The organism is Leisingera daeponensis, assembly GCF_019801465.1.
In the GTDB taxonomy this organism is placed as follows: domain Bacteria; phylum Pseudomonadota; class Alphaproteobacteria; order Rhodobacterales; family Rhodobacteraceae; genus Leisingera; species Leisingera daeponensis_A.
The window spans coordinates 713,997-733,414 of sequence record NZ_JAHVJA010000002.1; the positions used below are offsets into that span (position 1 = coordinate 713,997).

20 protein-coding genes are annotated in these 19,418 nt (G+C 62.7%); 18 read left to right on the forward strand and 2 right to left on the reverse strand.

Annotated elements, in window-relative coordinates; translation table 11 throughout:
• The first annotated feature begins 70 nt into the window (after positions 1–70).
• The 3 genes from KUV26_RS08185 (at position 71) to KUV26_RS08195 (ending at position 1,984) form a co-directional block, all read left to right on the forward strand.
• Entirely contained in the window at positions 71–496 is a 426-nt protein-coding gene (locus KUV26_RS08185) for a VOC family protein (RefSeq protein WP_222507982.1), read from the forward strand.
• A 136-nt stretch (positions 497–632) separates the two neighbouring features.
• Positions 633–1,355, forward strand: a complete 723-nt coding sequence (locus KUV26_RS08190) for a CoA transferase subunit A (protein WP_222507983.1) — start codon at positions 633–635, stop codon at positions 1,353–1,355.
• On the forward strand, positions 1,355–1,984 hold the full coding sequence (locus KUV26_RS08195; RefSeq protein ID WP_222507984.1) for a CoA transferase subunit B: 630 nt from the start codon (positions 1,355–1,357) through the stop codon (positions 1,982–1,984). The genes KUV26_RS08190 and KUV26_RS08195 overlap by 1 nt, the downstream gene beginning before the upstream one ends.
• 66 nt (positions 1,985–2,050) lie before the next feature.
• Here the strand turns inward: KUV26_RS08195 and KUV26_RS08200 are convergent, their stop codons facing one another.
• Positions 2,051–2,422 carry a hypothetical protein gene (locus KUV26_RS08200; protein ID WP_261399778.1) on the reverse strand — a complete coding sequence of 124 codons (372 nt, stop codon included), beginning with the start codon at positions 2,420–2,422 and terminating at the stop codon, positions 2,051–2,053.
• Between the two features lie 244 nt (positions 2,423–2,666).
• Complete coding sequence (locus tag KUV26_RS08205; RefSeq protein ID WP_222507985.1) at positions 2,667–3,476, reverse strand: lytic transglycosylase domain-containing protein; 810 nt, start codon at positions 3,474–3,476, stop codon at positions 2,667–2,669.
• 358 nt (positions 3,477–3,834) lie between these two features.
• Between KUV26_RS08205 and KUV26_RS08210 the strand changes: the two genes are divergently transcribed.
• The 15 genes from KUV26_RS08210 to KUV26_RS08280 all read left to right on the forward strand — a co-directional run bounded on the left by KUV26_RS08210 (position 3,835) and on the right by KUV26_RS08280 (position 19,273).
• On the forward strand, positions 3,835–4,041 hold the full coding sequence (locus tag KUV26_RS08210; RefSeq protein ID WP_222504103.1) for a hypothetical protein: 207 nt from the start codon (positions 3,835–3,837) through the stop codon (positions 4,039–4,041).
• A gap of 176 nt (positions 4,042–4,217) precedes the next feature.
• Entirely contained in the window at positions 4,218–5,075 is an 858-nt protein-coding gene (gene cpaB / locus KUV26_RS08215; protein ID WP_222504104.1) for a Flp pilus assembly protein CpaB, read from the forward strand.
• Between the two features lie 215 nt (positions 5,076–5,290).
• Positions 5,291–6,697, forward strand: a complete 1,407-nt coding sequence (locus tag KUV26_RS08220) for a type II and III secretion system protein family protein (RefSeq protein WP_222504105.1) — start codon at positions 5,291–5,293, stop codon at positions 6,695–6,697.
• Between the two features lie 15 nt (positions 6,698–6,712).
• A complete protein-coding gene (locus tag KUV26_RS08225; protein ID WP_222507986.1) occupies positions 6,713–7,342 on the forward strand; it encodes an OmpA family protein in 630 nt (209 codons plus the stop codon).
• 154 nt (positions 7,343–7,496) lie between these two features.
• Positions 7,497–8,726: a CpaE family protein gene (locus KUV26_RS08230; protein WP_222507987.1), complete on the forward strand. Its 1,230-nt coding sequence runs from the start codon at positions 7,497–7,499 to the stop codon at positions 8,724–8,726.
• Between the two features lie 24 nt (positions 8,727–8,750).
• Positions 8,751–10,187, forward strand: a complete 1,437-nt coding sequence (locus tag KUV26_RS08235; RefSeq protein ID WP_222507988.1) for a CpaF family protein — start codon at positions 8,751–8,753, stop codon at positions 10,185–10,187.
• Positions 10,187–11,155: a type II secretion system F family protein gene (locus KUV26_RS08240; RefSeq protein WP_222507989.1), complete on the forward strand. Its 969-nt coding sequence runs from the start codon at positions 10,187–10,189 to the stop codon at positions 11,153–11,155. The genes KUV26_RS08235 and KUV26_RS08240 overlap by 1 nt, the downstream gene beginning before the upstream one ends.
• Before the next feature lie 10 nt (positions 11,156–11,165).
• Positions 11,166–12,149 (forward strand): type II secretion system F family protein, encoded by a 984-nt coding sequence (locus tag KUV26_RS08245; protein WP_222504110.1) that lies wholly within the window; start codon positions 11,166–11,168, stop codon positions 12,147–12,149.
• Positions 12,149–12,739, forward strand: a complete 591-nt coding sequence (locus KUV26_RS08250) for a tetratricopeptide repeat protein (protein ID WP_222504111.1) — start codon at positions 12,149–12,151, stop codon at positions 12,737–12,739. Before KUV26_RS08245 ends, KUV26_RS08250 begins: the two co-directional genes overlap by 1 nt.
• A 31-nt stretch (positions 12,740–12,770) precedes the next feature.
• The gene (locus KUV26_RS08255) at positions 12,771–13,619 is read left to right on the forward strand and encodes a tetratricopeptide repeat protein (RefSeq protein WP_222504112.1); all 849 of its coding nucleotides are present in this window, start codon (positions 12,771–12,773) and stop codon (positions 13,617–13,619) included.
• 3 nt (positions 13,620–13,622) lie between these two features.
• Positions 13,623–14,120 carry a prepilin peptidase gene (locus tag KUV26_RS08260; protein WP_222507990.1) on the forward strand — a complete coding sequence of 166 codons (498 nt, stop codon included), beginning with the start codon at positions 13,623–13,625 and terminating at the stop codon, positions 14,118–14,120.
• 179 nt (positions 14,121–14,299) lie between these two features.
• Entirely contained in the window at positions 14,300–15,607 is a 1,308-nt protein-coding gene (locus KUV26_RS08265) for an ATPase (RefSeq protein WP_222504114.1), read from the forward strand.
• 78 nt (positions 15,608–15,685) lie between these two features.
• Positions 15,686–18,103, forward strand: a complete 2,418-nt coding sequence (locus tag KUV26_RS08270; protein ID WP_222507991.1) for a ligase-associated DNA damage response DEXH box helicase — start codon at positions 15,686–15,688, stop codon at positions 18,101–18,103.
• A gap of 37 nt (positions 18,104–18,140) precedes the next feature.
• A complete protein-coding gene (pdeM, locus tag KUV26_RS08275; protein ID WP_222507992.1) occupies positions 18,141–18,791 on the forward strand; it encodes a ligase-associated DNA damage response endonuclease PdeM in 651 nt (216 codons plus the stop codon).
• Between the two features lie 74 nt (positions 18,792–18,865).
• Complete coding sequence (locus KUV26_RS08280) at positions 18,866–19,273, forward strand: PaaI family thioesterase (protein WP_222504117.1); 408 nt, start codon at positions 18,866–18,868, stop codon at positions 19,271–19,273.
• The last annotated feature ends 145 nt before the right edge of the window (positions 19,274–19,418 follow it).

Below are 19,418 nucleotides of genomic sequence, written 5' to 3' on the forward strand. Positions count from 1 at the left end.
TGCATACATGCAGCCTGTATGTTTACCTCTTCATACATACAGACTGTATGTTTTTCAAATGAGGTGCAAGATGAAAGTGACTCAATACTACCCGGTGCTGCAAACGAACGACGTCTCAGGCACCGCCGCGTTCTACCAAACCCACTTTGGCTTCCAGCCGGCATTCGAGGCAGACTGGTACGTGCATCTGCAGTCCCGCACAGACCCGGCCGTGAACCTGGCCATACTGGATGGCACGCACCCCACGATTCCCGATGCCGGGCGCGGCAATAGCGCCGGTGTCATCCTGAACTTCGAGGTGGAGGATGCCGCGGCCGAATACACCCGGCTGACCAGCGCAGGCCTGCCGGTTCTGAAGCCGCTCACCGACGAAGACTTCGGGCAGCGCCACTTCATCACGGCGGACCCGAACGGTGTGCTGATCGACGTAATCACCCCGATCCCGCCCAGCGCAGCGTTCGCCGCCCAATACGCCGAAGACGCCCTGCCCGGCTAAGCCCCGGTTCTGGCGGGCCGCCGTCCCAGGCGGACCGCCCTCCGTTCCGTAGAAATACGCAGCCCTCTCCGTATTCATTGACTCTGGCCCGGCTGAGCGCCAGAAATCGCTGCAACCGGCATAATGGGAGAACTCCATGAAAAAGGTATATTCCAGCGCCGCTGAAGCGCTCGACGGGCTGCTTCACGACGGCATGTTCATCGCCGCGGGCGGCTTCGGCCTCTGCGGCATCCCCGAGCTGCTGCTGCAGGCGATCAAGGACGCGGGCACCAAGGATCTGACCTTTGCCTCCAACAACGCGGGCGTTGACGATTTCGGCATCGGCATCCTGCTGCAGACCCGGCAGGTGAAAAAGATGATCTCCTCCTACGTGGGTGAGAACGCCGAATTCATGCGCCAGTACCTCAGCGGCGAGCTGGAACTGGAATTCAACCCGCAAGGCACCCTGGCCGAGCGCATGCGCGCCGGCGGCGCGGGTATCCCGGGTTTCTTCACCAAGACCGGCGTCGGCACCGTGATTGCCGAGGGCAAGATGGAGAAGCAGTTCCCCACCGGCCCTGACGGCGCGATGGAAGATTACATCATGGAAGAAGGCATCTTTGCCGACCTCGCCATCGTCAAGGCCTGGAAAGCGGATGAGACCGGCAACCTGGTGTTCCGCAAGACCGCGCGCAACTTCAACGCGCCCGCCGCCACCTGCGGCAAGGTCTGCGTCGTCGAAGTCGAGGAAATCGTGCCCACTGGCTCACTGGATCCGGACACGATCCACCTGCCCGGCATCTATGTGCACCGCATCATTCAGGGCCAGCACGAGAAACGCATCGAACAGCGCACCGTGCGCAAGCGGGAGGAAGCATAATGCCCTGGGATCGCAATCAGATGGCGGCGCGCGCCGCACAGGAACTGCAGGACGGCTGGTATGTGAACCTCGGCATCGGCATCCCGACGCTGGTGTCCAACTACATCCCCGAAGGGGTTGAGGTCACGCTGCAATCGGAGAACGGCATGCTCGGCATGGGCCCCTTCCCCTATGAGGGTGAAGAGGATCCGGACCTGATCAACGCGGGCAAGCAGACCATTACCGAGCTGCCGCAGACCGCCTATTTCGACTCGGCGCAGTCGTTCGCGATGATCCGCGGCGGCAAGATCGCCATGGCGATCCTCGGCGCGATGGAAGTGGCCGAGAACGGCGACCTGGCGAACTGGATGATCCCCGGCAAGCTGGTCAAGGGAATGGGCGGCGCCATGGACCTGGTCGCGGGCGTCGGCCGCGTGGTGGTGGTGATGGACCACACCAACAAACACGGCGACAGCAAGGTGCTGAAGGAATGCACCCTGCCGCTGACCGGCAAGGGTGTGGTGGACCGGATCATCACCAATCTGGGTGTGCTGGACGTGGTCGAGGGCGGTCTGAAGATTGTCGAACTGGCGGATAGCGTCAGCGAGGACGAACTGCGCAGCGCGACCCAAGCGGCCATCGTGGATTGAGCAATCGGCTCCCGCAAAAAAGTAAAGACGGCCCGCCAGTGACTGGCGGGCCGTTTCTTTTCGGGCTCACACCCCAGCATTCAAGCCAGGACGGTGGCGCGGCCGCAGCGTGTGCCAGACCGCCCCTGCCGGCGGGTTGACGATTTCATACATATAGACACGCTTGTTGTACCAGTTGACGATCTTCTCCTCGCCGTCTTCAAAAACCACCACGCAATAGCTGCCCTGAGCCGGATCGCAGCTGTCACGGCCGAGCCAGGTTACGATGACCGGATCCACCAGGTGCCGTTTAAACAGCACTGAGGCCTTGGTCATCTTGCCGGAGGCGTAAAGCCCGCCGGCAAACAATGCAGCAGCCAGCAGAATGAACCCGCTGCCTGAGAAGTTCCGGAAAGGGTTGGACTTTGCAATGCTGGGGCCAAAGGCAACAAAGACCATTCTGCCAAAAAAGCCGGCAAACGCGATTGTCCCAATCAGAACAAGAGTGCTGGTCAGCTCTTCAGAACCCGCGGCCACCGCCGACGGATCAATACCTAAATCCAAAATATGTCTCCAATGAATTGAGAACCTGAAAATACCGGACAGAAATCAGTCATCCCGGGCAGCAGCAAGGCCCGCCGCCAAGGGAAGCATAAACTTTCCGAGAAAACGCAGCGTCAGCCCGATTTAGGGAGCTGCACGCCTAGTTCTGCATCCGGAATACACAGCCGTCGGACAGGAACAGCGGCGGCGTCAGGCACAGGCCCCGCGCCACTTGGTACGCGGCCAGCACCTTGGGCACATAATCGCGCGTCTCAGCGTAGGGCGGCACCCCCTTGTGCGCACGCACCGCCCCCTCGCCCGCGTTGTAACCGGCCAGCACCAGCATCGGGTCGCCGCCGAATTCTTTCATCAGCCAGTCAAGATACCGGATTCCGCCCGAGATGTTCTGCTTGGCCTCCAGGGCGTCGCTGACTCCGAAACGCGCGGCCGTGTCAGGCATCAGTTGCATCAAGCCCTGCGCGCCTGCGGAACTGACCGCATCGGATTTGCCTGCGGATTCGACGGCGATCACCGCCAGGACCAGCGCCGGCGACACCTCGGTGCCAACGCTTTCGGTCAAAATCTGCACGCCGCGCGCCTGAACGATGTCCTGCATCAGCTGCAGCCGCGGCGCCGCCAGCCCCTTGGCACCGTTCAAGGCCTGCATGGCGTCATCCAGCCGTCCCGGCCCAGCGCCTTCCAGCCCCGGCGCCACCTTGTCCCAGAACCAGCCGTACCGCCCGGCGGCAGGGACGGCGGCCGCCTCTCCAGCCACTGGCACGGCAGGTGCGGCAATCTTGGCCTCGGGTTCAGGCTCAATCTGCACGGTGATGCGCTTGCCCGCCCCCGGAGCCGGCGGTTTGACACGCTTTGCCTCGAACTCAGGAAAGGGCTCCGGCGCCTCTTGCCCCGGCACAGCCTGGGGCAAGGCGCACAGTACCGCTGCCAAAACCGCTTTACGCACGGACATTGCTCTGCCTGCCTTAGGTTTCTTTTGCCAAAAGACTCGGAAACCCGGAGCGCAAAAGCCAGCCTTTCCGCCTCAGAATCTGGCGTATTCGCCATATTTGCCCCCGACTGGCGCGGAAATACCACGGGACGCCGGCTGGTAATGTTTTTTTAACCCGGCAAAAACAGTGCGTTACGGCAATTCTTTTTGAAAAGTTAAATTTGGGCAACAATTTCCGGCTTTCAGCCCAAATCCTGCCACGCTGCACTGGCTATATGTATTCATCCAAGCCGGACAGGAACCAAAGCTGGTGAGAGAGCAGGTTCCAGAGCGACGGCGGGATGTAGCAAATTCAGAGATCCTTTGGAGGGACCATACCATGATCAAGTTCATCAAAAACTTCCGCAAAGACGAAGACGGCGCCGTGACTGTTGACTGGGTTGTGCTGACCGCAGCTGTCGCCGCTCTGGCCGGCGTTGCCTACACCAGCGTTGCAAGCGGCGTGGACAGCGTTGCAGACGCAACCGGCACCGCCCTGACCAACTCCGTGCCGACCACCTACAGCCTGGGCACCAACCCGTCCTAAGCTTCGGCTGACGTCGAACAAAGCTTTGGAAGCCGCCTGCCCTCCAGCGGGCGGCTTTCCTCATGGTTTCTGCCGCGCCAGGCGGCTGCGGACTTTCAGCCGCAAAACATGATGACCGGAACCTAAGCAGAGTCATTGTTCAGCACCCCGGCTGGGCATTTGACCGAAGGAGCGTCATGCGTACAGTATTCGGACTTGTTCTCATCCTGGGCGTCGCTTTGGCCGGCGGCGCTGTGATGATGGCGAAAAAATATATCAGCTCATACCAGCAGGCTCTGGCTCAGGAACGCGCATCCCGTGTGGAAGCGGTTCCCACCGTCGACATTTTCGTTGCGACGGACACTTTGAAATACGGCCATCGGCTGACCAAGGAAAACGTCCGTCTGGTCCGCTGGCCTCAGGAAAGCCTGCCCGAAGGCGTGTTCACCACAATGGAAGCGCTGTTCCCGCCGGGCGCCGACGAGACCCCCCGCGTCATTCTGCGGACGATGGAAAAGAATGAGGCGATCATGGCCAGCAAGGTCACGCTTCCGGGTGAGGACGCCGGCATCACCTCGCGGCTTGAACGCGGCATGCGTGCCTTTGCAATCCGGGTGGATGTCTCCTCCGGCGTCTCGGGCTTCCTCCGCCCAGGTGACAGGGTCGACATCTACTGGACCGGCCAGGTGCGTCAGGCCGGCGCCACGGAGGGCGAATTCACCCGGCTGATCGAAACCAACGTCGAGCTGATTGCAGTCGACCAGAAAGCAAATAATGACATCAGCGGCGCAATCATCGCCCGCACGGTCACAGTGGCCGCCCGGCCGGAACAGGTTGCGGCTCTGGCCCAGGCACAGAGCACCGGCAAGCTGACCCTGGCACTGGTGGGCGCAGGTGATGACACGGTGGCCTCGGTCATCGAAGTCGATCAGCGCAAGCTCCTGGGCCTTGGTGCGATCGAAGCCCAACCGGAGGTGGAGCGGGAAAAAGTCTGCACCATCCGCACCCGCCGCGGTGCAGAAGTTCTGGAAATCCCGATCCCCTGCACAAACTAGAATTCTCATTCTTGCACAAAGCGTTATCAGGCCCAGCCGCCCTTCCCCTGCGAAGGGCGGCTGAATTGCCTGTTGCCAAGGCCCCACATCGCCTGCTGCTTAGGAAAGGCCGCGAAACCATTGATTCTTGCAATAATTCGGGAACTGCACCACAGTGCGGGAAACAGCGGGCGAAAAGACCCGGATTTTGAGGCGTGATCGGAAAGGCAGGTCACATGGCAATTCGACGGTTCGTGGCGGCGGCCCTGATGGGGCTTTCGCTAATTGGCATACCGAATGCAGATGGGGCATCGGCGCAATCTTTGCGGGTGGTGAAAAAGGGCACGGCAGCAACGCTTGACGTGCCGATGAACCGCGCCGTGGTGGTGGAAAGCGAAACCCCCTTTGCGGAGCTCAGCATCGCCAACCCCAGCATTGCTGACATTTCCTCCCTCTCCGACCGCACCATCTATGTGCTGGGCAAATCGCCCGGCCTGACCACGCTGACGCTGCTGGACGGCTCCGGCCGGCTGATCACCAACGTGGATGTGCGGGTCGCCGCGGATGTCACTGAATTCAAGCAGCGCCTGCGCCAGATCCTGCCGAACGAAAAAATCGAGGTGCGGACCGCGAATGACGGCATCGTGCTGTCCGGCACGGTATCCAGCTCGGCCCGCCTGCAGCGGGCACTGGACCTGGCAGAGCGCTATGCGCCGGAGCGGGTCAGCAACCTGATGTCGGTCGGCGGCGTGCAGCAGGTGATGCTCAAGGTCCGCTTTGCCGAAATGCAGCGCTCTGTCTCCAAATCGCTCAGCGCCTCTCTGGGCTTCAACGGCGGCACCGGCAATGGCCGCACCGGCGGCGTCAACACGCTGAACACTTCTGGCGCCCTGGCCAACTCGCTGGCCGGCAACATTCCCGCCGCCAACGAAAACACCGGCGCCTTCCTGTTCGGCTTCAATGCTGGCTCCGTGCAGGTCAGCCTGCTGCTGGAAGCCCTGGAGCAGAAAGGCGTTGTCCGCACCCTGGCCGAACCCAACCTCTCTGCCCTGTCCGGACAAGAAGCCAAGTTCCTGGCCGGCGGAGAATATCCGGTTCCCGTTGCCCAGGAAAACGGCGTTATCACCATTGAATTCAAGCCCTTCGGGATTGAGCTGAACTTCATCCCCCGGGTGGTCGACGGTGACCTGATCAATCTGGAACTGAACGCGGCTGTCTCCGCGATCGATCCGACGAACTCGCTGGAACTCAGCGGCCTCACCATCGACGCCTTCTCCCGCCGCGAAACCTCGACCACGGTTGAAATGCGCGACGGCGAAAGCTTTGCCATTGCGGGGTTGATCCGCGACGAGTTCCTCGACAATTCCTCTCAACTGCCCTGGCTGGGCGACGTGCCGGTCCTGGGCGCGCTGTTCCGTAGCGCCGACTACCAGCGCGAACAGACCGAGCTGGTCATCATCATCAGCGCCCATCTGGTCACCCCGACCCGCGGCGAGGCGCTGACGCTGCCGACCGACCGGGTCGCGCCGCCCAGCGAAAAGGACCTGTTCCTGTTCGGGCGCACCGCCCGCACCAAAAACGGCCCTGCTGCCGAAGTGGCCAAGCAGGATTTCAACGGCTCTTACGGCTACGTGCTGGACTGATAGGGAGTGGCACAGATGATCAGAACCGCTGCAATTCTCGGCCTCCTCCTGACTGCCGCCGCCTGCGAGCGGGAAGCCGGACGGGAACTGAACCGCAAGGCAACCTTCGGCGAAGCCACTCTCAACAACGCCGCGGTGATGAGCGGCGAGCGCAACTACGCGATCCAGCTGGCCAGCCGGTTCGCCAAGGAAGTGCCCAACACCATCAACTTTGATTTCGACAGTGCCCGCCTGGACCAGACCGCCCGCTCGGTGCTGGACCGCCAGGCGCATTGGATCAAGCAGTTCCCCGAGGTGCGTTTCCGCGTCTTCGGCCACACCGATGCGGTGGGCAGCAACGCCTACAACCGCGCGCTTGGCCTGCGCCGGGCCCGGGCCGCGGTGAATTACCTGGTTTCACGCGGCATCAGCCGCAGCCGTCTGGAGGCGGTGATCTCGCACGGCGAGACTCAGCCGCTGATTCCGACACCCGAGCGTGAACGCCGCAACCGCCGGACGGTGACCGAGGTGAGCGGCTTCCTGAAGCGCCACCCCTCGGTGCTGGACGGCAAATACGCCCAGATCATCTACCGCGAGTATCTGGAAAGCGCCGTGCCAGAGACGACCCTGTCCGCAGAGAAGTCGCTTTCACGTTCTCTGCAGTAAGCGGTTTGCGCCTTACAGCGGTTACGAAGTAGTAACAATTCCCCATATTTGGGGATTTTTGGCCCCAATATCGCCTAGATTGCCGCCGACATTGTTTCCAAGAGGCGGACTGTGCCCGAAGCCCGGTCTGCCCAAGTGAACAAGGATGATGGCGATGAGCAGCGGTATGCCGCAAACAGAGACACCTGCGATTGTTGCCTGCACGGTCAGCCGCGACGTGCAGAATTTCGACCTCCTGATCGAAGACATGGAAGCCGCCCTTGGCGAAGCCTGGGGCGATCTGGGCTTCACAGAAGCCCTGGCCTTCTTCGGTCAGGCTGAGGCGGAACCGCTGCAATTCATCGCCCTGGCCATCGACAGTGCCGACGAAGGTGACCTGCCGCTGATGGGAGAGATCATCAGCCAGGCAAAATCGCGCGGCATCAAGGTGATCCTGATTGCCGAGGACGTGACGCCCGCCGCGCTGCACACGCTGCTGCGCCAGGGGGCCGACGAGTTTGTCCCCTACCCGCTGCCCGAGCAGGAACTGCAAGCGGCCATTGAACGGCTGCAGGCCCCGCCCCCGCCAACGGTGCAGAACCCGCACCAGCTGCAATCCGGCAGCCAGCGCGAAGGCGCGGTTATCGTCTGCCACGGGCTGGCCGGCGGCACCGGTTCCACCACGATGGCCGTGAACCTCGCCTGGGAGCTTGCTGCGCTCAGCGAGCGCGAAGAGCCCAGCGTCTGCCTGCTGGATCTGGACCTGCAGGCCGGCTCGGTCTCGACCTACCTTGACCTGCCCCGCCGCGAAGCAGTGATGGAAATGCTCAGCGAATCCGAGAGCATGGACGAGGATCTGTTCGGCCAGGCGCTTCTGCCGTTCCAGGAAAAACTGCAGGTTCTGACAGCGCCGTCCGAAATGGTGCCGCTGGATCTTTTGTCACCCGAAGACATTGCGCGCGTGGTCGGGCTGGCGCGCAGCCATTTTGACTTTGTCGTCATCGATATGCCGCACACGCTGGTGCAATGGTCCGAAACGGTCCTGAACATGGCACATGTCTATTTCGCTTTGATCGAACTGGACATGCGTTCGGCCCAGAACGCACTGCGGCTGAAGCGGGCGCTTCAGGCCGAAGACCTGCCGCTCGAAAAGCTGCGCTTTGCGCTGAACCGGGCACCGAAGTTCACCGATCTGACCGGCAAGAGCCGGGTCAAGCGGATGGCCGAGTCCCTGGGAATTTCGATCGATCTGCAGCTGCCTGACGGCGGCAAGCAGATCCTGCAGAGCTGCGATCACGGGCTGCCGCTGGCTGTCTCTGCCGCGAAGAACCCGTTGCGCAAGGAAATCGCCAAGCTCGCAGCCTCGCTGCATGAACTGGGCCGCAGCGAAGCAGAAGCCGCCTGAACGGCCTAACTTGAGGGTGAGTTGATGTTTTCCAAGTACAAGAAACAGGCCGCCAAGCCCGCAGTACCGGCGCCGGAACCGGTTGCGGCCCCTTCTGCCGCGGCCAAGCCAGCCGCCAGTCTGCGGCGCCCTGTCCAGCGCAAAGCTGCCGAAGCGCAGCCGATGGACAAGGAGCGCAAACGCAAGGAACGGCTGAGCGAAATCAAGATTCAGCTGCACCGGGAGCTTCTGGAGAACCTGAACCTTTCTGCTTTGGAACGCGCCGGCGAAGCCGAACTGCGCTCCGAGATCTCCACTATCGCAACAGAGATCCTGGCCGAAAAGAGCATCGTTCTGAACCGCGAGGACCGGCAGCAGCTTAACAAGGAGCTTTACGACGAGGTCACCGGCCTCGGACCGCTGGAAGCGCTGCTGCAGGATGACTCGGTCAGCGATATCCTGGTGAATGGCCCGCATCAGATCTTTGTCGAGCGCAGCGGCAAGCTGGAGCTTTCCGACATCGCCTTCAAGGATGAAAAGCACCTGATGCGGATCATCGACAAGATCGTCTCTGCCGTGGGGCGCCGCGTCGATGAATCCAATCCTTATGTGGACGCCCGCCTTGCAGACGGCTCCCGCTTCAACGCGATGGTGCCGCCGATTGCGGTGGACGGGTCTCTGGTCTCCATCCGGAAGTTCAAAAAAGACAAGCTGGGTATCGACGATCTTGTGAATTTCGGCGCCTTCACCGAGGAAATGGCTGCATATATGCAAGCCGCGGTATCGACCCGGCTGAACGTTATTGTCTCCGGCGGCACCGGTTCCGGTAAAACCACAACGCTGAACGCGCTGTCTTCCTTCATCGACAACTCCGAACGCATCCTGACGATCGAGGATACGGCGGAACTTCAGCTGCAGCAGACCCATGTGGGCCGAATGGAAAGCCGCCCGCCGAACGTCGAGGGCAAGGGCGAAGTATCGCCGCGCGACTGCCTGAAAAACGCGCTGCGGATGCGCCCCGACCGCATCATCGTGGGCGAGACCCGCGGCGAGGAGGTGATCGACATGCTGCAGGCGATGAACACCGGCCACGACGGCTCGATGACGACGATCCACGCCAACTCTGCCCGCGACGGCATCTCGCGGCTGGAGAACATGATTGCGATGGCCGGCATCGAAATGCCGATCAAGGCTGTGCGCAGCCAGATCGCATCGGCGGTGAACCTGATCGTGCAGGCCTCGCGCCTGCAGGACGGCTCGCGCCGGATGACCTCGATCACCGAAATCACCGGCATGGAAGGCGACGTGATCTCAATGCAGGAAATCTTCCGATTCCAGCGCGTCGGCCTGACCCCGGACAACAAGATCATCGGCCATTTCACCGCCACCGGCGTGCGCAGCCACTTCTCAGAGCGCTTCCGCCTCTGGGGGTACGACCTGCCGGCTTCGATCTATGAACCCACTGTGATGGAGAAGCGCTGATGGAGTTGAGTTCAGAACCGCTGATCTACGGCGCGATATTCTTTGGCGTGCTGGCGCTGGTTGAAGGCCTCTACCTGTTCTCTTTTGGCAAATCGATCAGCCTCAACAGCAAGGTGAACCGCCGGCTGGAGATGATGGAGAAGGGCAGCAACCGCGAGCAGGTGCTGGAGCAGCTGCGCAAGGAGCTGGGCCAGCATGCCAGGTCGCAGTCGATCCCGCTCTATTCGCTGCTGTCTGAACGGGCACAGAAAGCGGCCATCGCCTTTTCCCCCAAGCAGCTCATCCTGATCATGGCCGGCCTCGCCGGGATCGCCTTTGTCGGTCTCAGCATAGGCACAGGCGCACCGCTGCCGGTCCGAATTCTCGGCGCCGTTATCATCGGCGTCGGCGCGGTGTTTTTCTGGGTGAACAAGAAGGCCTCCAAGCGCATGGCGCTGATCGAGGAGCAGCTGCCCGATGCGGTGGAACTGATGGTGCGCAGCCTGCGCGTCGGTCACCCCTTCACCTCTGCCGTGCAGATCGTCGCCAACGAGGTCGAGGATCCACTTGCCACCGAGTTCGGCATCATTTCCGACGAATGCGCCTACGGCCGCGATGTCGGCGAAGCGCTCAAGGAAATGGCCGAGCGGCTCGATATGCAGGACATGCGTTTCCTCGCGGTTGCCGTGACCATTCAGCAGCAATCGGGCGGCAACCTGGCCGAGGTTCTGGCTGGCCTCGCCAAGGTGATCCGCGCCCGCTTCCGCCTGTTCCGCCGCGTCAAGGCGATCACCGCCGAGGCGCAATGGTCCGGCAAATTCCTGTCCGGCTTCCCGCTGCTGTGCCTCATCGGCATCCTGGTCAAGGATCCGGGCTATTACGATGAGGTGATTGATCACCCCTGGTTCATCCCCGCCTGTTTTGCAGTGGGCGTGATGCTGACGGCCAACCTGATTGTCATGCGCGTGCTGACAAACATCAAAGTTTAAGGAGCGGATCGTGGATATTGTGACCGGTATTGACGGCTTCCTCACATCTCAGTTCGGCGAGTTCGGGCCGCTCCTGGCGCTTGGAATTGCGGGCATGTTCATGATCCTGCTGGCGGTGCCGCTGCTGCTGAACCAGCCGGAAGATCCGCTGAAGAAGCTGCAGAAGAACATCAAGCCCGAAACCCGCGAAACACCGCAGAAGGAGCGCCTGCGGCAATCCAGCCGCAATGAGCAATTGCAGAAATTCGCCAACTTCCTGGAGCCGCAGAACGCGGACGAACTGTCGGCGATGGAGCTGAAGCTGCGCCAGGCGGGTTATCATTCGAAGGACTCTGTGCGCCTGTTCCATTTCGCGCAATTTGCTCTTGGCATTCTGGGGCTGCTGGGCGGTCTGTTCTTTGTCTATGTCCTGAAGGCAGATATCGACTACGACGGCCAGCAGATGGCACTGCGCATTATCGCTCCTGGCGCAGCGGGTTACATGCTGCCGAAATACTGGATCACCCGCCGCATCGGCGAGCGCCAGCAGAAGATCACTGAAGGCTTTCCCGATGCGCTCGACATGATGCTGGTCTGCGTTGAGGCCGGCCAGTCACTGGATCAGGCCATTGTGCGGGTTGCCAAGGAACTGCACGCCTCCTTCCCGGAACTGGCCTCGGAGTTCGAAGTGGTCGCCTATGAGATGAAAGCGGGCAAGGAAAAAGACAAGGTGCTGCGCGACCTGGGCACCCGATGCGGTGTGCAGGATGTGTCCTCCTTTGTCACCGTGATGATCCAATCCGCCAGTTTCGGCACCTCGATCGCAGATGCCTTGCGGGTTTATGCCGGTGAAATGCGCGACAAGCGCGTCATGCGCGCGGAAGAGGCCGCAAACAAGTTGCCCGTGAAGATGACACTTGCCACAATGGGCCTGACGGTCCCGCCCCTGCTGATCATTCTAGTTGGTCCTTCGGTGCAGGGCATCATGAACATGGGCAATATGGGACCCCAGTAATGAAAACGGCATCGCGGGCAGCCTCTGCCCGCCTGCTCACGGTAGCGGTTGCCGCCAGCGCCTTCGCGCTGGCGGCGGCATGTTCGCCGGGCGGGCTGAGACAGGAGAAGGGCAGCCCCTGGGCGCCCGGCGACAACCACCGCCAGCAGGCAGAGGACGGTCTGGTTGTCGGCCACCGGCTAATGGCCGCAGGCGAGCATGAGCTGGCGCTGGAGGCCTTCACCCGCGCCGCATTGGATCACGGGCTGACGGCTGAGGTGCTCTCGGGCATGGGCAGCGCCAAGCTGGGTCTCCGGCGGCTGGGACAGGCCGAAGACCTTCTGCGCCAGGCGGTGGATGCCGATCCGGCCTGGCCGGAACCGATGAACAACCTCGGCGTCGCGCTGATGGAACGCGGCAAAACGGCTGAAGCCGTGCAGGTGTTCCAGCGCGCCTATGCGCTCGACAATGGCGAAAGTGACGCAATCCGCGATAATTTACGTCTGGCCCTCGCAAAACTTGAAAATCCCGCGCATACTGAGCCGCAAAAAGAAGACTACAAATTGGTGCGGCAGGGCGGCGGCAGCTACCTGATTCGCGAAGCACCGTAACAGAGGCAGAGCAGTAAAAAGGACGCACCAAATGCGCCAGCAGTTTTTCCTATCCGCTTCTCTGGCAGGGGCGCTGGTCCTGTCGGCCTGCGCGGACAAAGCCGATGAAACCGTGGAACGGGCCTTTCAGGAGGTGAACGTCATCGACGAGAGCAATCTCAATGATGTCATGATGTCGGTGGCCGATCCGAACGAAGCTGTGGCGCATTTCCAGCGGACGATCAAGACCAGCCCGGACCGGATCGATCTGCAGCGCGGGCTGGCGCATTCGCTGATCCGCGCCAAGCGCACCACAGAAGGCACCGCAGCCTGGAAGAAAGTGGTGTCGATGAAAGGCGCCACCAGCGAAGACCATGTGCAGCTGGCCGGCGCGCTGGTGCGCAGCGGCGACTGGGATGCCGCCAAGGCAGAGCTGGACCGGGTGCCGCCGACCCATGAAACCTATGAGCGCTACCGGCTCGAAGCGGTTGTGGCCGATGCCAACCGGGACTGGAAACGCGCCGACAGCTTCTATGAAATCGCGGTCGGGCTGACCACCACGCCTGCCAAGGTGATGAACAACTGGGGCTATTCCAAGCTGACCCGCGGCGATTTCGCCGGCGCCGAGCGACTGTTCGGCGAAGCCATCCGCCAGGACCAGCGCCTGTTCACCGCTAAGAACAACCTGGTGCTGGCCCGCGGCGCGCAGCGCAACTACACCCTGCCGGTGATTCCGCTGGAACAGACTGAACGGGCCCTGCTGCTGCATACGCTGGCTCTGTCAGCAATCAAACAGGGCGACGTCAAGACCGGCGAGAACCTGCTGCGCGAAGCGATCGACACCCATCCACAGCACTTCGAAGAAGCCGCACGCTCGCTGGCGGCGCTGGAAAACGGCTGAGCCATGCAGTTCCCGGCCCATGCTGCCCTGTGGTTCCTGCCCTTCGTGCTGCCGCTGTGCTACACGGTGGCGCTGACCGATCTGCGCGGCATGCGCATCCCCAACTGGGCCGTTGACCTGCTAGCGGTGATCTATGTCATCGTCGGAGCTCTGGTCATGCCCAGCTGGGCAGATTACGGCTGGCATTTGCTGCACCTGCCGGTTGGAGTCGGCCTGGGTTTCCTGTTCTACGCCGCTGGCGCTGTCGGCGCCGGCGACGCCAAGTTTGCAGGCGCCGCGGCCCCCTTCTTCGCGCTTGGCGATCTGCGGCTTCTGATGGTCGTCTTTGCCGCCACCCTGCTGGCCGGCTTCACTGCCCACAGGATCGCCAAGCACACCCGCCTGCGGCAACTGGCCCCGCAGTGGCAAAGCTGGGAAACCGGCAAGAGCTTTCCGATGGGCCTGTGCCTGGGAGCCACGCTCGCGCTTTATCTGGGCTTTGCCGCACACTTCGGCAGCTGACAATCAAGCGAGGCGCCTGCTCCTATGCACCTGGAAAAAACAGAAAGCTGAACGGAATTTCCCGGCGGTTTCGCGGAAAAGCTTCAGCTCTGCCCCGCTGTTGCCACAGTCCTGAATAGTCTGTTTCCCAACGCCCTGCACACCGGGGCCGAATGTGGATTTCAGGGACAGGCACCGCCATGAACATGCAGAACCTCACCGTTGTGGCCCCTCCCGCCCCCAAGGGGCTGGAACAGATGCAGCTGCCGCTGGTGATGATGCGGGACATTCTGCTCAAGACCATTTTCCGCAAGAACGTGGAAAACGTCACCGAGATCGCCGAAGCCATCTGCCTGCCCTCCTCCGTCACCCAGGAACTGGTCGATATCGCCCGCGAGCAGCGGCTGCTGGAAGCGACCGGCACGCTGAATGCCAACAGCGGCAACGAGATGGGCTACCAGCTCACCGACGCGGGCAAGGCCCGCGCCCTGGACGCGCTCAGCCAGTCCGAATACTTCGGCGCCATGCCGGTGCCGCTGGCGGTTTACCGCGAGCAGGTCAAACGGCAGTCCATCCGAAACATTCAGGTGACCCGTGAACAGCTGACAAACGCGATGGGGCACCTGGTGCTGCCCAACAGCCTGCTGGATCACCTCGGCCCTGCCGTCAGCGCCGGCCGCTCGATCCTGATGTACGGCCCGCCGGGCAACGGCAAATCCTCGATCTCCAACGGCATCCGCGATGCGCTGGGGGATCACGTCTATGTGCCCCGCGCCATCGAATACTCCGGCCAGGTGATCACCGTCTTCGACCCGATCGTGCACACCGAAGTCGCGCAGGAGCAGGAGGACCCCAACGCCCTGCGCCGCCGCCGCCGCTTTGACGAGCGCTACGTGATGTGCGAGCGCCCCACCGTGATCACCGGCGGCGAGCTGTCGCTGAACATGCTGGACCTGGTCTACAACCCGACCGCACGCACCTATCAGGCGCCGCTGCAGCTGAAATCCACCGGCGGCATTTTCATCGTCGACGACCTTGGCCGCCAGGCAGAGCCGCCGCAGGCGCTGGTCAACCGCTGGATCGTGCCGCTGGAGGAAAGCAAGGACATCCTGGCGCTGCAATCCGGCGAGAAGTTCGAGGTCCCCTTCGACACGCTGGTGATCTTTTCCACCAACTTCCACCCGAATGAGATTTTCGACCAGGCGGCGCTGCGCCGGATCTTCTTCAAGATCAAGATCGACGGGCCGAACCAGGAAAACTTCCTCAAGATCTTTGCCATGGTGGCCCGCAAGAAGGGCATGCCGCTGGACGAGGCCGCACTGGTGCACCTGCTCAAGAAGAAATACCCGACGATCAACAACATCTACGCCAACTACCAGCCGGTGTTCCTGATCGACCAGATGATCTCCATCTGCGAGTTCGAGGGCATCCCCTACCAGATGTCTCCGGAATTGATCGACCGCGCCTGGGCCAACATGTTCGTCAAGGACGAGCACATCGTGAAGTGATTCCAGCCCAAAGGTTTTTTTGAAAACTTCGGGCAGAACTTTTTAGGAAAGTTTTGCGTCATCCCCTACATGGAACGGATGAGCAGTTTACCTTCCGCACTCCAGGACTGGTTCTCCGCCCGCGGCTGGTCCATCCACCCGCACCAGCAGGCGATGCTGGCGCGGGCTCAGGATTCCTGCACCCTGCTGATCGCCCCCACTGGCGGCGGCAAGACCATGGCCGGGTTTCTCCCGACCTTGGCGGAACTGGCTGGTGGCAGCCACGAAGGCCTGCACACGCTCTACATCTCCCCGCTCAAGGCGCTGGCAGCCGACATCAAGCGCAACCTGCGCACCCCGGTTGAGGAGATCGGCCTGCCCATCCGCATTGACGACCGCACCGGCGACACGCCAGCCTCCCGCAAAAGACGCCAGCGCGCCGACCCGCCGCATATCCTCCTGACCACGCCCGAAAGCCTCGCCCTGCTCACTTCCTACGAGGACGCAGCCCGCATCTTTAAAGGCCTGCAGCGGGTGGTGGTGGATGAAATCCACGCCCTCGCCGAAAGCAAGCGCGGCGATCAGCTGATGCTGGCGCTGGCGCGGCTGCAGACGCTTTGTCCTAATCTGCGCCGAGTGGGCCTGTCGGCCACCGTGGACGACCCGCAGGCCATCGCCAGCTATCTCGCCCGCCACCCGGACCCCTGCGAGATCGTGCTGGCCGACCCAGGCCCGGCCCCTGACATAAGGATGCTGGAAACCGCCGAAGCCCCGCCCTGGGCCGGCGGCGGCGCGGCCTATGCGATCCCGGCAGCGATGGCGCAGATCAAGGCCCACAAGACCACGCTGATCTTCCACAACACCCGCGCCCAGGCGGAGATCTTCTTTCACAACCTCTGGCTCGCCAACGAAGACTCGTTGCCGATCGGCATCCACCACGGCTCGCTCGACCGGGTCCAGCGGGAGCGGGTCGAGGCCGCGATGGTCAGAGGCGAACTGCGCGCCATCGTCTGCACCGGCTCGCTGGATCTCGGCATCGACTGGGGCGACGTGGATCTGGTGATCCAGATCGGCGCGCCCAGGAACGTGAAACGGCTGGTGCAGCGCATCGGCCGCGCCAACCACCGCTACAATGCCCCTTCCAAGGCGTTGCTGGTCCCTGCCAACCGCTTCGAGGTGGTCGAGTGCCGCGCAGCGCTGGAGGCCGTGCGCGAGGGTGATCTGGATGGCGAGCCGCGCGGCCCCGGCCCGCGCGACGTGCTCTGCCAGCACATCCTTGTCGCGGCCTGCGCCGGCCCCTTTGACGCTGACGGGCTCTATGCCGAAGTGACCCAAGCCGGTCCATACGCCGCCCTCCCCCGCGCCGCATTCGATGCCTGCCTCGATTTCTGCGCCACTGGCGGTTACGCGCTCAAGGCTTACGACCGGTGGCAGCGCCTGTTGCAGCGCCCGGACGGCAAATGGCAGCTGCGCGACCCGCGCGCCGCCGCCCGCATCCGCATGAACCTCGGCACTATCCAGGACGCCGACCTGATCAAGGTCCGCCTGAAACACAGCCGCGGCGGCAAGCCGCTGGGCGAGGTGGAGGAAGCCTTTGCCGCCACCCTCACTCCCGGCGACACCTTCCTGATCGGCGGCCGGACCGTGCGTTACGAGGGCCTGCGCGAAATGACCGTGGAAGTCACCCGCAACCCCGGCCGCAAGCCTAAGGTTGCCGTTTTCTCCGGCACCAAATTCGCGACCTCCACCCAGCTCAGCGCCCGCATTCTGGCTATGTTCAGACAGGACAGCTGGCCCTCGCTGCCCCGTCACACCGCGGATTGGCTGGAGCTGCAGCGGGAAGTCTCCGAACTTCCCCGCGCCGGGCGGCTGCTGATCGAAAGCTTCCCGCACGACAGCCGCGAGCACATCTGCATCTACGGCTTTGCCGGCCGCAACGCGCAGCAGACGCTGGGTCTTCTGCTGACTAAGCGGATGGAGGAGCTGGGGCTTGATCCCCTGGGTTTTGTCGCGACCGACTACGCCACCCTGATCTGGGGGCTGCAAGAGGTCACAGACCCTGCCCCGCTGTTCGACCCGCGCGCCTTGCGCGACGGGCTCGAGGGATGGCTGGCGGGCAATGCAGTGATGAAACGCGCCTTCCGCGGCGCTGCCACCATCGCGGGCCTCATCGAACGCAACACGCCCGGTGCGCGCAAGAACGGCCGGCAGGCAACGTTCTCCTCTGACATCCTTTATGACACGCTGCGCAAATACGATCCTGACCACCTGCTGATGGACATCACCCGCGAAGAGGCCCTGCGCGGGCTGGTGGACTTCGGCCGCATCGAGCAGATGCTGGCGCGGATCCGGGGCCGCATCACGCTCAGGCGGCTGGAACGGATCTCCCCCCTCGCGGCGCCTTTGCTGCTGGAGGTTGGCAAGGTCCCGGTCAAGGGCGCGGCGGAGGAAAAGCTGCTGCAGCAGGAAGCCGCAGCGCTGATGCAGCAGTCCGGGCTGGATACGCTGCCGCAATAACTCTTGCCAGCCCAGCTGTGACAGATAAACCCAAGCCATGATCGGATTTGATTTCACCCTCGCAGGCGCCCGCCTCACCGCGCTTGGCAGCGGCACGCTCTGGTGGGAAGAGCGCCGCCTGCTCTGCGTCTCCGACCTGCACTTGGGCAAATCCGAGCGCCACATCCGGCGTGGCGGCAGCGCCTTGCCGCCTTATGAGACGCGGGACACGCTTGTCCGCCTCGCTGAGCTGATAGCCATCCTGCAGCCGGAAACGGTGGTTTGCCTCGGCGACAGTTTCGACGATGACGCCGCCTCGCGGGCTTTGCCGGATGGGGAGAAATCGCAGCTGGCCGCCCTGACGCAGAACCGCCGCTGGATCTGGATCGCCGGCAATCACGATCCGGCGCCTGCCGATCTGGGCGGAGAACAGATGGCAGAGCTGCATCTTGCCTCCCTCAGCTTCCGCCATATCGCCGATCCCGCCGCCAGCGCAGAGGTTTCTGGCCACTACCACCCCAAGGCGCGGATCCGAAGCACCTCCCGTCCCTGCTTCCTGCTGGACCGAAGCCGCCTGATCCTGCCTGCCTTCGGTACTTATACCGGCGGCCTGCGCAGCACCGACCCGGCTCTCACCTTCCTGATGGCGCCGGACGCGCTGGCGATCCTCACCGGCCCGCAGGCACTGCCGGTTCCCATGCCCCGCTAAGTGGCGCAGCGTCACAGGTCCTTGATGGCCGCTCATTCTCTATGCTGGGCTGCAACAGCAGAAGGATAGATGTGATGGACGACCGCATACGCAGCAGTTTCGCCAAGCAAAGCATGATGCAAACGCTGGGCGCTGAAATCGAAAGTGTTGCACCGGGTGAAGTGGTGATCACCGCTCCGATCCTGCCCGGCAGCCGCCAGCAGCACGATGTGGCCCATGCCGCTCTCAGCTTTGCCATCGGCGACACAGCTGCGGGTTACGCGGCGCTCACGATGATGCCGGAAGACTGCGAAGTGATGACGGCGGAGATGAAGATCAACCTGCTGGCCCCGGGCGCAGGAAAAGTTTTGCGTGCCACCGGCAAGGTCATCAAACCGGGCCGCAGGCTGGTGATCGTCACGGCAGAGGTCCATGCGGTGACGGGCGAAAAGGAAAAGCTGGTCGCCCTCCTGCAAGGCACCATGGTGCCCGTCTCAGCTTAATCACCCCTCATTTCATCTTTCCAAAAAATACTCCCGCCGGAGGCGGTCCGGCGGGAGTGTCAAAGTTAACCGTTGCTGTTCTGCGGCGCGGCTTAGGCGGTGAGGCCTTCCGGCTCGGCCAGGTTGTGGGCGCGGCAGGCGGCGG

Bases quoted from the DNA above. Each gene is read 5' to 3' on its own strand.
- KUV26_RS08190 (WP_222507983.1), top strand. From the start codon at position 633: ATGAAAAAGGTATATTCCAGCGCCGCTGAAGCGCTCGACGGGCTGCTT.
- KUV26_RS08235 (WP_222507988.1), top strand. From the start codon at position 8,751: ATGTTTTCCAAGTACAAGAAACAGGCCGCCAAGCCCGCAGTACCGGCG.
- KUV26_RS08280 (WP_222504117.1), top strand. From the start codon at position 18,866: ATGGACGACCGCATACGCAGCAGTTTCGCCAAGCAAAGCATGATGCAA.
- pdeM (WP_222507992.1), top strand. From the start codon at position 18,141: ATGATCGGATTTGATTTCACCCTCGCAGGCGCCCGCCTCACCGCGCTT.
- KUV26_RS08210 (WP_222504103.1), top strand. From the start codon at position 3,835: ATGATCAAGTTCATCAAAAACTTCCGCAAAGACGAAGACGGCGCCGTG.
- KUV26_RS08220 (WP_222504105.1), top strand. From the start codon at position 5,291: ATGGCAATTCGACGGTTCGTGGCGGCGGCCCTGATGGGGCTTTCGCTA.
- KUV26_RS08185 (WP_222507982.1), top strand. From the start codon at position 71: ATGAAAGTGACTCAATACTACCCGGTGCTGCAAACGAACGACGTCTCA.
- KUV26_RS08265 (WP_222504114.1), top strand. From the start codon at position 14,300: ATGAACATGCAGAACCTCACCGTTGTGGCCCCTCCCGCCCCCAAGGGG.
- KUV26_RS08195 (WP_222507984.1), top strand. From the start codon at position 1,355: ATGCCCTGGGATCGCAATCAGATGGCGGCGCGCGCCGCACAGGAACTG.
- KUV26_RS08225 (WP_222507986.1), top strand. From the start codon at position 6,713: ATGATCAGAACCGCTGCAATTCTCGGCCTCCTCCTGACTGCCGCCGCC.
- KUV26_RS08240 (WP_222507989.1), top strand. From the start codon at position 10,187: ATGGAGTTGAGTTCAGAACCGCTGATCTACGGCGCGATATTCTTTGGC.
- KUV26_RS08200 (WP_261399778.1), bottom strand. From the start codon at position 2,422: ATGGTCTTTGTTGCCTTTGGCCCCAGCATTGCAAAGTCCAACCCTTTC.
- KUV26_RS08230 (WP_222507987.1), top strand. From the start codon at position 7,497: ATGAGCAGCGGTATGCCGCAAACAGAGACACCTGCGATTGTTGCCTGC.
- KUV26_RS08260 (WP_222507990.1), top strand. From the start codon at position 13,623: ATGCAGTTCCCGGCCCATGCTGCCCTGTGGTTCCTGCCCTTCGTGCTG.
- cpaB (WP_222504104.1), top strand. From the start codon at position 4,218: ATGCGTACAGTATTCGGACTTGTTCTCATCCTGGGCGTCGCTTTGGCC.
- KUV26_RS08205 (WP_222507985.1), bottom strand. From the start codon at position 3,476: ATGTCCGTGCGTAAAGCGGTTTTGGCAGCGGTACTGTGCGCCTTGCCC.
- KUV26_RS08250 (WP_222504111.1), top strand. From the start codon at position 12,149: ATGAAAACGGCATCGCGGGCAGCCTCTGCCCGCCTGCTCACGGTAGCG.
- KUV26_RS08255 (WP_222504112.1), top strand. From the start codon at position 12,771: ATGCGCCAGCAGTTTTTCCTATCCGCTTCTCTGGCAGGGGCGCTGGTC.
- KUV26_RS08270 (WP_222507991.1), top strand. From the start codon at position 15,686: ATGAGCAGTTTACCTTCCGCACTCCAGGACTGGTTCTCCGCCCGCGGC.